At 31.0% G+C, this 11,977-nt stretch carries 12 protein-coding genes; 10 read left to right on the forward strand and 2 right to left on the reverse strand.

Going from position 1 to position 11,977, the window contains the following annotated elements:
• Positions 1–22: 22 nt before the first annotated feature.
• Positions 23–865: a GLPGLI family protein gene (locus ACN0WY_RS02530; RefSeq protein WP_125343368.1), complete on the reverse strand. Its 843-nt coding sequence runs from the start codon at positions 863–865 to the stop codon at positions 23–25.
• A 120-nt stretch (positions 866–985) separates the two neighbouring features.
• Here ACN0WY_RS02530 and ACN0WY_RS02535 point away from each other — a divergent pair, with 120 nt between their 5' ends.
• The 6 genes from ACN0WY_RS02535 (at position 986) to ACN0WY_RS02560 (ending at position 6,203) form a co-directional block, all read left to right on the forward strand.
• The gene (locus ACN0WY_RS02535) at positions 986–2,563 is read left to right on the forward strand and encodes a sensor histidine kinase (RefSeq protein WP_417799450.1); all 1,578 of its coding nucleotides are present in this window, start codon (positions 986–988) and stop codon (positions 2,561–2,563) included.
• On the forward strand, positions 2,556–3,236 hold the full coding sequence (locus ACN0WY_RS02540) for a response regulator transcription factor (RefSeq protein ID WP_417799451.1): 681 nt from the start codon (positions 2,556–2,558) through the stop codon (positions 3,234–3,236). The genes ACN0WY_RS02535 and ACN0WY_RS02540 overlap by 8 nt, the downstream gene beginning before the upstream one ends.
• A gap of 90 nt (positions 3,237–3,326) precedes the next feature.
• Positions 3,327–3,941 (forward strand): deoxynucleoside kinase, encoded by a 615-nt coding sequence (locus ACN0WY_RS02545; protein ID WP_125069014.1) that lies wholly within the window; start codon positions 3,327–3,329, stop codon positions 3,939–3,941.
• Positions 3,942–4,295: 354 nt separating this feature from the next.
• Positions 4,296–4,520: a hypothetical protein gene (locus ACN0WY_RS02550; RefSeq protein WP_417799452.1), complete on the forward strand. Its 225-nt coding sequence runs from the start codon at positions 4,296–4,298 to the stop codon at positions 4,518–4,520.
• A gap of 141 nt (positions 4,521–4,661) precedes the next feature.
• The gene (locus ACN0WY_RS02555) at positions 4,662–4,889 is read left to right on the forward strand and encodes a hypothetical protein (RefSeq protein WP_330487602.1); all 228 of its coding nucleotides are present in this window, start codon (positions 4,662–4,664) and stop codon (positions 4,887–4,889) included.
• A gap of 78 nt (positions 4,890–4,967) precedes the next feature.
• On the forward strand, positions 4,968–6,203 hold the full coding sequence (locus ACN0WY_RS02560; RefSeq protein ID WP_417799453.1) for a radical SAM protein: 1,236 nt from the start codon (positions 4,968–4,970) through the stop codon (positions 6,201–6,203).
• 5 nt (positions 6,204–6,208) lie between these two features.
• On the opposite strand, the gene ACN0WY_RS02565 is transcribed toward ACN0WY_RS02560, so the two are convergent.
• Complete coding sequence (locus ACN0WY_RS02565; RefSeq protein WP_330487604.1) at positions 6,209–6,943, reverse strand: RNA methyltransferase; 735 nt, start codon at positions 6,941–6,943, stop codon at positions 6,209–6,211.
• Between the two features lie 71 nt (positions 6,944–7,014).
• Between ACN0WY_RS02565 and ACN0WY_RS02570 the strand changes: the two genes are divergently transcribed.
• The 4 genes from ACN0WY_RS02570 (at position 7,015) to rpsO (ending at position 11,929) form a co-directional block, all read left to right on the forward strand.
• Positions 7,015–9,468, forward strand: coding sequence for a BamA/TamA family outer membrane protein (locus ACN0WY_RS02570; RefSeq protein WP_417799454.1), 2,454 nt, complete (start codon positions 7,015–7,017; stop codon positions 9,466–9,468).
• A 94-nt stretch (positions 9,469–9,562) separates the two neighbouring features.
• Complete coding sequence (fbaA, locus tag ACN0WY_RS02575; RefSeq protein ID WP_330487606.1) at positions 9,563–10,621, forward strand: class II fructose-bisphosphate aldolase; 1,059 nt, start codon at positions 9,563–9,565, stop codon at positions 10,619–10,621.
• A gap of 50 nt (positions 10,622–10,671) precedes the next feature.
• A complete protein-coding gene (gene accD / locus ACN0WY_RS02580) occupies positions 10,672–11,529 on the forward strand; it encodes an acetyl-CoA carboxylase, carboxyltransferase subunit beta (RefSeq protein WP_330487607.1) in 858 nt (285 codons plus the stop codon).
• A gap of 130 nt (positions 11,530–11,659) precedes the next feature.
• Entirely contained in the window at positions 11,660–11,929 is a 270-nt protein-coding gene (gene rpsO, locus ACN0WY_RS02585; RefSeq protein ID WP_047788611.1) for a 30S ribosomal protein S15, read from the forward strand.
• Positions 11,930–11,977 lie beyond the last annotated feature (48 nt).

The raw sequence follows: 11,977 nt of genomic DNA on the forward strand, positions 1-11,977 counted from the left end.
CAAAAGGTTTAACACGGTTTAACTACCCTTGTATTTCTATTTGAAAAGAGTTTCCGTCGTTACTTTTTCGTCTGTTTTTAAAACGCTCCATCATATCTTTAGTATGTTTATCCATTACAGTATCGAATTCTTTTTGAGTAACCTTTTTACCTTTGGTCGGTTCTTTTATCTCTATTTTTTCTGACGGATTTAAAACAATTTCGGTACATGCAATTGTTTGTTTTCCATCTTGTACTTCTAAAATCAATCCTGGCAACCCCCAAAACTGTTCTGGGCCATTGCTAATAGGAATTTCAGGAGTATACCAAGCCACTGTTTCAATAGTTACTTCTTCTTTTTTCTCCTCAGTTTCTCCATCTGTCATAGACATTGATGTTCTGGTTTCTTTTCTAGTTTTAGTTGCCTTATAACAAGTGTAATTTCCAATATTCTTAGTTTCTCCCGTCATTTTCCAATCATAGTTTTCTAACTTGTCTTTTATTAAAAAACGTTTACCACTTATCTCTGTCTTGTTCACATACCTTTTATCTTTTATGTTTTTATACAACACATCTGTTCCTCCACCATTGCCCATTATTTGAATTTGCATTCCTCCTGTTTGAACTTGAGGCGAAGAAAGTTTCTTATTTTGTTTGTAGGAAGATGTTGATTGATCAAAATTTAACGTGTAGGTTTGTTGAAACTGCTTCATTATTTGGGCTTGTATTTTTTTTTGCATTTCAGCATTTGGGGCGCCCTTACCCTTTTTATCATTATCTATTTTAAGGTCAATCTTTCGATGAGTCTTATAAGTGGCTTTCCCTTGAAAGTTTTGCGAAAACATTGAGGCACTCAGCAACAATATGAATAGTGTGATATTTCTCATTTCTTTAGTTTTTAAATTCAACACTACAAATATGCTTAGCTATATTATCTTTTTGAGTTAATGAGTGTTAACGAGTGTTAACCGTGTTTTTTATTCGCTTTAACACTTTATCTTTGAAACATGAATACAAAAAAACATCGCTGGATACTATATTTAATTAGTACGACAATTGTTGTTACAATTCTGATACAATTTTATTGGAACTATAAAAACTACCAACAAAACAAGCAACGTGTTATAAATGAAATTCAATTAAGCTTGGATAATGCTGTTGAAGAATATTATGCCGCTTTAACTAAGCAAAACTTTTTTGCCATAGTAGAATCTGGTAAAACATCTTCTAAAAATAATATTTGGAAAGAAGTCTTCTCTTCACAAGTTGATAAAAAAAAGGACAGTATAGAATTTAAAATTTCTTCTTTTGATATAAAAACAGACGATCCAAAAGAGTTTAAAAAGATGAATTCTTATTTTGTTGACTCACTTCTTAAAAATATGAAGCATAAAATTAGCGACTCTATACCTAAGAAGTATTCTAAAATCACCCAGATTACTCAATTTAGTAAAAATCATACATCTGGTATTCATCTCGATTCTTCAGGAATTAAAAAAGTAAAAGTTTTTAAAGGAAAGAGAGCTACCGATAGCTTAAAACTAATAAAAGGATTACAAACCATATTTATTTCTGTCCAAAATGATGCTTTAGATCATGGAAAGCTAGATTCAATTATAAAAAAACAATTAACAGCTAAAGGCATTCCTACTCCATTTTACTTAAATCATTTTAAACACGATACGCTGTTTTATTCCTCAAAAAAAGAAGGCACACCTACACTACACCTACAAAGCGATGCTAAGTCTACTTATGTTAAAAGTGATGAAAAGCTAACCCTATTGTATGAGAACCCATCAAGTGAAATTCTTAAAAGAAGTTCAACAGGAATTGTACTATCTCTTTTACTTTCATTGGCCGTGGTTATCAGTTTATTTTACTTGTTAAAAATCATCAATCAGCAAAAGGAACTAGCTGAAATTAAGAACGATTTAATTAGCAACATTACTCACGAATTCAAAACTCCTATAACTACTGTTTCAACTGCACTAGAAGCTATTAATAATTTTAATGCTATAGATGATAAGGAAAAAACCAAAAAATACATTTCCATTTCATCTGTACAAATAGAAAAATTACATTTAATGGTAGAGAAGTTATTAGAAACAGCTACCCTTGATAGTGAAAAATTACTTTTAAAGAAAGAGCCTGTCAATTTAGTTGAATTGATAGAAAACAACACTAAAAAACATCAGTTTACCAACTCAGAAAAAACAATTCAATTTTCATCAAACAAACCTGAAATAATCACAGGTATTGATATATTTCATTTTGAGAATGCCATTTCAAACTTATTGGATAATGCTATCAAATATGGTGGGAATAAAATAGAAGTACACATTAACCAAGTGTTAAACGCTATTGAAATAACTGTAGCAGACAACGGTAAAGGAATTGATAAAAATCAACAAGAAAAGATATTCGATAAGTTTTATCGTATTCCTAAAGGAAACACCCATGATGTAAAAGGCTTTGGAATAGGTTTATACTACACCAAAAAGATTATTGAAAAACATGGTGGCGCTATCTCGTTAACTTCAAAACCCAATAATACCCTTTTTAAAATTATTTTAAATAATGAGTGAAATTATTAAAGTACTGTTAGCTGAAGACGAACCTAGTTTAGGGCAAATTGTAAAAGAAAGTTTAGAAACTAGACGTTTTGAAGTATTTCATGCTCTTAATGGAGAAGAAGCTTATAAAATTTACCAAGCAAGCTCTCCTGATATTTTAGTTTTAGATGTAATGATGCCTAAAAAAGACGGTTTTACTCTTGCCAAAGAAATACGACAGGAAAACAAACACCTTCCTATTATTTTTTTAACTGCAAAATCGCAAGCTAAAGATGTTGTGGAAGGCTTTGAACATGGCGGAAACGACTATCTAAAAAAACCATTTTCAATGGAAGAATTGATTGTTCGTATTCATGCCCTATTGAATAGAATTGAGTTAAGAAAAAACCACGAGGCAATTAAGATTGGTAATTATATTTTTAACTACACCAAACAGGTTTTGTCTTTTAATGATGATATTAAAAAATTAACACATCGAGAATCAGAATTACTATTTCATCTATCACAAAAGAAAAATGAAATTTTAGACAGGTCTTTTATTTTAAAGAAATTATGGGGAGATGACGATTTTTTTAATGCTCGTAGCATGGATGTCTTTATTTCTAAATTGCGAAAGAAGCTTAAACATGATGAAAATATTCAAATTGTAAACGTAAGAGGCTATGGTTATAAATTGATCTGTTAAATTCTTTATGAATTCCTTTTTTTATGTAATTTTACCGTCCCCTAATCTGGCAGTGCCAGCAACATTAAAAAACATTTTACACAGACAATTATGCACGTAGCAATTGCCGGGAACATTGGCGCAGGTAAAACCACTTTAACAAAATTATTAGCAAAACACTACAATTGGGAAGCTCATTTTGAATCGGTTGATGAAAATCCATACTTAGACGATTTCTATGCAGAGATGGAGCGTTGGTCTTTTAATTTACAAGTTTACTTTTTAAATAGTCGTTTCCGTCAAGTGTTAGAGCTACGTAAATCTGGTAAAAAAATAATTCAAGACAGAACTATTTACGAAGATGCACATATTTTTGCTCCCAACTTGCATGCCATGGGACTTATGACTAACCGAGATTTTAGCAACTATTCTTCGTTATTTGAATTGATGGAAAATTTAGTAACACCACCAGATTTATTAATTTATTTACGCGCAGATATTTCTACATTGGTAGGTCAAATTCACAAACGCGGTAGAGAATATGAAAACTCTATAAGTATTGATTACTTAAGCAGGTTAAATGAACGTTATGAGGCTTGGATTAGTCAATACACCAAAGGAAAATTATTAATTATTGATGTTGATAATTTAGACTTTGTAGACAATCAAGAAGATTTAGGCTATATTATTGATCGGATAGATGCTCAGATAAACGGATTATTTTAAGTTTTAAAAACTTAAAACCACAATAAACAAACCCTTTGTTTTTATACTAGAAAAACAAAGGGTTTTCTATTGTCATATATTTTTCATAAACTTTAAAAGAGCTTTCTTTTAGAACAAACTAGTTATTACTACTTAAAGAGTGTTATAATTTTAAAATTGTACCTCCCTTTTTTATAAATAGTCACATAGTCACCTTACTTTTTCTTATCAAATAGCTAATATTTGTGACAACTTATTCAAGAAATAAGCTTATTAACTTCTATTAGTTTAATCATTTACGGGTAGCTGAACATGTAATCTTTAAACTTAAAGAAGAAATAGAGTAAGTAAGGAATTTACCTAAAATTAATAATTATGAAAAAAACATTTTTCTCTCTTGAAGAAATTGAAAAATTTTCAATCTATCAAATAAGTAACTTAAATACCATTAAAGGGGGAACTATTCAAACTTCTACTAGCTATTCAGCAATTGTTGATCCAGACGAAGATGATGACGATATGGATGAAGATGATGATGCTATTAGAGCAAAGCGTTTATCTTCTGAATCCTCGCTATTAGTTCCAAATCTTACCCCTTAAAATAACACCATAATATTAATTACTCTCATATTCACCTATACATTAAACAAAAATGAGTATGAGTTACTTTTTTCACAGGCAGCTGAAAATGTGATTTTAAACTAAAAAATAGAGTAAGCAATTAACTTAAAATTAATAATCATGAAAAAAACATTTTTTTTACCAAAAGGGTTGGAAAAGTTTTCAAACTTACAAACTGACAATTTAGACCTTATTAGAGGAGGTGCTATTTATATTGAAGAAGAAATTTATTACCCTACTAGTGGTGGAGGAAGAGTATGCCCTGACGGATTAGTTTGGAGTGATAAACTACAAAAATGTGTAAGAATTATAGAAGTTGAAGCTGAAAAAGAGGTCTTTAAATTATAGAATAACTTTATAAAATCTTATCAAGGAAATTATACAATAAGTACAATTTCCTTGTTTTTAATCAATACTTTTCAAATTATGAATTTTAATTCTTTAGCCATAAAAATTGCTAGTAGGTGTAACCTTAATTGCTCATACTGCTTCATGTATAATCTTGGAGATACAACCTACAAAAGCCAGCCAAAGTTTATGTCTACAGAAGTAGTTGATAATATCATTGAAAAAACGAAAAACTACATAAAAAAATATCAGAGAAAAGAGTTCTCTTTTATTTTTCATGGAGGTGAACCTCTACTTGCTTCCAAAGATTTTTTCATAGATTTTATAAATAAGGTAAAAGAAATTAAAAAAGAGCTTACTGATGTTTCGTTCTCATACGACTTACAAACAAATGGTGTCCTTTTAGATAAAAATTGGATAGAGCTATTTAAAAAACTAGATATTTACCCTAGTGTTAGTATTGATGGCACAAAAAAAGCACACGATATGTATCGAGTAGACCATAAAGGAAATGGCAGCTACGATACCGTTTTTGAAAGTGTTAAGTTATTAAAAAATGAAATGAATTTTGCGGATATCGCTTGTGTTATTAACATTAAAGAAAGTCCAAAAGAGATGTATGATAGTTTCAAGAAAATGAATGCTAGCTATGTAAATTTTTTAATTCCAGATTACACACACGACAATTTTCCTTTCGATAAGGATAAAACCTTAATGGCTGATTGGTTAATTAATTTATTTGACATTTGGATTAGCGACTCCAAACGGTTTAAAATCCCACTATTTTTAGGCTTGTTAAACTCTCTTATGAGAGTTAATGAAAAAACAAAAAACGAATCAACTGTTTTAGTTATAGAAACCAATGGAGAAATCGAAGCTATTGACTCTCTAAAAGCTTGTGGTAATGGTTTTACAAAAACGGGACTCAATATTAAAGAAAATAGTTTTCAAGATATACAGCATACATCTTTAGGCAAACTATATTTTAATGATTTTAATACTAAGCTTTGTAAACAATGCTTGGAATGCCCATTAAATGAAATTTGTAAAGGAGGTAGGTTAGTTCATCGTTATAGCAAAAAAAGTGGTTTCAATAATCCTTCAGTTTATTGTAACGATCTAATTAAACTAATAGCTCATATACAAACGTTTTTCATATCATGTTATCCTGAGTTACACAAAAAAGAAAATATAGAACCTATAAAACCTAAGGAAATCACAAATTATCTTTCTGCTTTTTATAAAAGCACTAACTCTCCTTACCAAGAAGAATTAGAATCTTTTTCTAAGGAAAATAAAGCATCGGTTGCTTAGTCAAATTAAACCACTCGTCTTTTAAACTCACTTAATAGAATAGCTGTTGCAGTAGCTACGTTCAAACTTTCTGTTTGTTGTAAATCTCCAAATCTTGGAATAGTTACACTGTTTTTTACAAGTTCTGCAATTTCAGATGAAATACCATTTGCCTCATTTCCCATTACCAAAATAGCCTTTTGAGGCAACGAGGAGGTATATACATTATCACCATGCATATCGGCTGTGAATGTAGGTAGTGAAGTATTTGTTAAAAACTCAGATAAATCAACATATGAAATCTGAACTCTTGTTAACGACCCCATGCTAGATTGCACCACTTTTTGATTATAGCAATCAACTGTATTCTTAGAGCATACCAACTCAGAAACTCCAAACCAATCACACAACCGAATAATTGTCCCTAAATTCCCTGGGTCGTTTATACCATCTAAAGCAACCATAAAGTTACTTTTACTAATCTCTTTTTTCTTCGGAATTTTAAACACTCCCAATACTTTATTTGGTGTCTTTAGAGTACTTATTTTTTTTAATTCGTTTTCAGAAATCAAAGTAACCTCTTTACTTTCTTTGGAAATAAATGACTCATCTGTAGTATATAATTGTTCTAGCTCCAAAGAAGATGCTAACAATTCTTTAACCACCTTTAGCCCTTCCGCAACAAATAATTGATGCTTTTGTCTATACTTTTTTTGCTGTAAACTAGTTATTAACTTTATATTGTTTTTAGATAAACTCATTAAATTGTTTTTAACACTCTAAAACCACTAAAAAATAGTATTTTTGATTCTTAATACGAGGCGTAAAGTTAATGAAAAAACTTTCTTTCTTCTTTTTATTAGTAGTCTTATTCAGCTCTTGTAGCACGATTAAATATGTTAAAGAAAACGAGTTATTGCTAGCCAAAAACACCGTGTATATTGACAGTGTAAAAAACTCAAGTGAAAACATTTCTGAATTGCTATTACAGCGTCCTAATGCAAAGGCTTTGGGTATGCCTTTATCATTACATTTTTATAATTTAGGTAACCCAGAAGCTCCAAAAACACCAAGCGAATGGGCGAAGAAACATCCAAAAACCTATCACTTTTACAAAGATGTCTTTTCAGAAAAACAAAGTATTGCAGTCGCCAAAACATTTATTGGTTTTAACAATTGGTTTTTAACTAGCGGTGAAGCACCTATTATAATTGACGATAAGAAAACGAATAGAACTGTAGATAATTTAAAAGCTTACTTTCAAACCGAAGGGTATTTTAGAGCTAAAGTTTTTTCAAAAAAAGATACCATTGGTAAAAAGAAAGGAAAGATTAGTTACTATATTTCAAAAGGAAAACCTTCTTATCTTGACTCTATAAAAACTTTTATCACCTCACCTGTTCTGGATTCTTTATACCAGCTTACAAAAAACAAAAGTTACTTAAAGTCTGGAGATCACTATAAAAACGACAACTTTATAAAAGAGGCCAACCGACTAGTCAAACTTTTTAGAAACAAAGGAATATATCAATTCAATGAAAATTATATCTCCTTTGAAAATGACACTTTAAAGAATTATGAAAAAACCGATGTAGATATTAATATTTCTGATAAAACTATTCCTTTTCAAATTCAGAAATTAAAAAAAGTAAACGTTTTTACCGACTATACTTATAGCACACGAAATTCTAAGCATAAGGATACTACTACTTATAATGGAATTAACTTTTACGCACTTCGAAAGCTAAAATACAATCCTAAGTACTTATCTCAATCAATATTTATAAAACCAAATACCGTTTATAGTGACTCGTTAAGAAATTTAACTCGTACCCATTTAAGAGGACTGAAAAATTTTAAAGCCACTTCTATTCGGTATAATGAGCTAAGTGAAAATGAACTAGAAGCAAATGTATATTTAACCCCAATAGAAAAATATACGCTCGGTTTTGAATCTGAATTGTCACGTTCAAATATTCGAAACTTTGACATTTCGTTAAAGTTTTCTTTAACAAACAGAAATACCTTCAAAGGGGCAGAGCTTTTTAAGCTATCAACTTTTGGTTCTTATTTTAACTCTAACAATGGCCCTGGTTGGGAAATTGGTTCTGATATTTCATTAGAAGTACCTCGTTTTATGGCTCCTTTTGGACTTAATAAGCTAGTTCCAAAAAGAATGTTTCCTAGAACTAAATTTTATTCAGGAATTGGAATTCAAAAAAATATTGGTTTAGACAAGCAAAACATCTCAGTTGGAATTGATTATAAATGGGACTACAATAAGAAAAAGTCTATTCAACTAGAACTGTTAAATACCCAATATATTAGAAACTTAAATGTTGATAATTATTTTTCAATTTATAATTCAGAATATCGAAAATTAGCAGAAGTTGCTCAAATTTATGACCCTTCTTATACTTTTCCTGAGAACACACCTAACAATTCTAATGAGATTATTAATTTTGTTTCAAATGTGCTTACTGATGCTGATTTTGCAGCTTCAAACCCGAATGAGTTTCAAAATATTTTAAATCTTGCCAACCGATACAATATTGTTACTTCTGACTTTTTAATTCCTGAAATAGCTTATGGTTATACCTACAATAACCAAGAAAATATTAAAGATGCAAGCTTTTCCTTTTTTAAGTTCCGAATCGCTAATTCAGGAAATATTATGGGCCTTTTATCTAAAAAGACCAATAGTTCTGGACAAAAAACAGTATTTAAAATCCCCATTGCTCAATATTTTAAAACGGACTTAGAATATAAAAAGTATTGGGATTTAGGTGATAACAATGTACTGGCTCACAGAACCTTTCTTGGAGCTATTTTTACTTACGACAATTCTGGTGTTCCTTTTTCTCGTAGTTATTTTGCAGGTGGCTCAAACGATATACGTGCCTGGAGAACTTACGATTTAGGGCCAGGTACACGAGCGCCTGTTCTTGAGTATAATATAGGAAGTTTAAAATTTTTAACTAGCTTCGAATATCGTTTTAATGTTTTTGGTTCTTTAAAGTCTGCCTTATTTGTAGATGCAGGAAATATCTGGGATATAACCAATACAGAATTTGTTGATGACCCAGCTAAATTTAACGGTTTTAAGTCATTAAAAGACATCGCTGTAGGAGCTGGTTTTGGGCTTCGTTATGACTTTAAATTTTTAATAGCCAGATTGGATTTAGGGTTCAAAGCACACGAACCGTACCTAACAGATAATAAGTGGTTTCAAAACTTTAATTTCACCAACTCTGTACTAAACATAGGTATTAATTACCCTTTTTAACAAAGTACTTTCTGTTAAAAATTTATCGCAACTTGTATAAAAAAGTGTAGATTTGTTCCATAATTTATGTAACACACTACTAAACAACAAAAAAATGATTAAACCTGGAGTTGCCACCGGAAAAGAAGTTCAAGCAATTTTTGAATTAGCCAAACAAAAAGGCTTTGCTTTACCAGCTGTTAATGTTGTGGGATCAAACACTATTAATACAGTTTTAGAAACAGCTAAAGAGCTTAACTCGCCTGTAATTATTCAGTTCTCTAATGGAGGTGCTCAATTCAATGCAGGTAAAGGCTTATCGAACGACAACGAAAAAGCAGCCATTGCAGGGGCAGTAGCGGGGGCTAAACACATACATTTATTAGCAGAAGCTTATGGAATTCCTGTTATTTTACACACAGATCACGCTGCTAAAAAACTATTGCCTTGGATTGATGGTTTGTTAGATGCTAGTGAGCAATTTTATAAAGAAACAGGAAAACCGTTATACAGTTCTCACATGATTGATTTAAGTGAAGAACCTTTAGAAGAAAATATTGAAATTTGTAAAGAATACCTTGCTCGTATGAGTAAAATGGGAATGACTTTAGAAATTGAATTAGGAATTACAGGAGGGGAAGAAGATGGTGTTGACAATACAGATGTAGACAGCTCTAAGTTATATACTCAACCAGAAGAAGTAGCGTATGCTTACGAAGAATTGATGAGCGTTAGTTCACAATTTACCATCGCTGCTGCTTTTGGAAATGTTCATGGAGTATATAAACCAGGAAACGTAAAGTTAACTCCAAAAATTTTAAAGAACTCACAAGAACACATTACAGAAAAATATAATGTTCCTCACAACACAATTGACTTTGTATTCCACGGAGGATCTGGTTCTACTTTAGAAGAAATTCGTGAAGCAATTAGCTACGGAGTTGTAAAAATGAATATCGATACCGATTTACAATATGCATTTACCGAAGGAGTTCGTGATTATATGAAAGAAAAATCTGCATATTTGCAAGCTCAAATTGGTAACCCAGAAGGAGATGATGTTCCTAATAAAAAATATTACGACCCTCGTAAATGGTTACGTGAAGGAGAGCAAACTTTTAAAGCTAGATTAAAAAAAGCTTTTGAAGATTTAAATAATGTGAACACATTATAATATTTTTTGAAAAAGAAAAACCAAACAACTAAAGAATAAAAAACTAAATTATGGCTTGGTTTAAACGTACAGACAAAGGGATTCAAACCCCTACAGAAGAAAAAAAAGACACCCCAAAAGGCTTGTGGTATAAAACCCCAAGCGGAAAAATAATTGACACTGACGAACTTAAAAAAAACCTATATGTAAGTCCAGAAGATGGCTACCATGTACGTGTGGGAAGTAAAGAATATTTTGAAATATTTTTTGACAATAATGAGTTCACAGAACTTGCTCCTAAACTGTCAGCTAAAGACCCTTTAAAATTTGAGGACACAAAAAAATATCCTGAAAAATTAAAGGCAGCTCAAAAGAAAACAGGTTTAAAAGATGCTGCGCGCGCTGCTGTTGGTAAATCAATGGGGAAAGATTTGGTAATTGCTTCAATGGACTTTGCTTTTATTGGAGGGTCTATGGGAAGTGTTGTTGGTGAAAAAATAGCAAGAGCTATAGATTACTCTATCCAAAACAACGTTCCTTTTTTAATGATTTCTAAATCTGGAGGAGCTCGTATGCAAGAAGCCTTACTTTCTTTAATGCAATTAGCCAAGACTTCTGCAAAGCTAGCACAATTAGCAGAAGCTAAAATTCCATACATATCTTTATGTACCGACCCAACTACTGGAGGAACTACAGCTTCCTTTGCTATGTTAGGAGATATTAACATTGCAGAACCAAATGCTTTGATTGGATTTGCAGGACCACGTGTCGTAAAAGATACAACCGGTAAAGATTTACCAGACGGATTCCAACGTTCTGAATTTTTATTAGAACATGGTTTCTTAGATGCTATTTACGAGCGAAAAGACTTAAAAAAACAAGTAAATTTGTATTTAGATTTAATACAAAACCAACCTGTAAGAGCATAATAAAAAAAGCTGGCGTTTGCTAGCTTTTTTGCTTTCTAACTTTTTCGTTTCCATTCCAAAAAATAATCGTACATTTGCAACTTCAATGTAAAAGCATTGAGTACATAATAATCATTTAAATAATATTGGCATGTATTTAACAAAAGAAGTTAAAGAACAAATCTTCGCAAAACACGGTAAAGGAGCAAATGATACTGGTACTGCAGAAGGTCAAATCGCGTTATTTACGCACAGAATTAACCACTTAACTGAGCACTTAAAGAAAAATCGTAAAGATTTTAACACAGAACGCTCGTTAGTACGTATGGTAGGTAAGCGTAGAAGCTTATTAGATTATCTAAAGAAAAAAGAGATTAATAGATATCGTGCGATTATTAAAGAATTAGGAATTAGAAAATAATTCTACAAGAAAAGAGGCTCTATAAACGTGCCTCTTTTTTATTTTAAA

This window comes from Tenacibaculum sp., assembly GCF_048269885.1.
Lineage (GTDB): Bacteria > Bacteroidota > Bacteroidia > Flavobacteriales > Flavobacteriaceae > Polaribacter.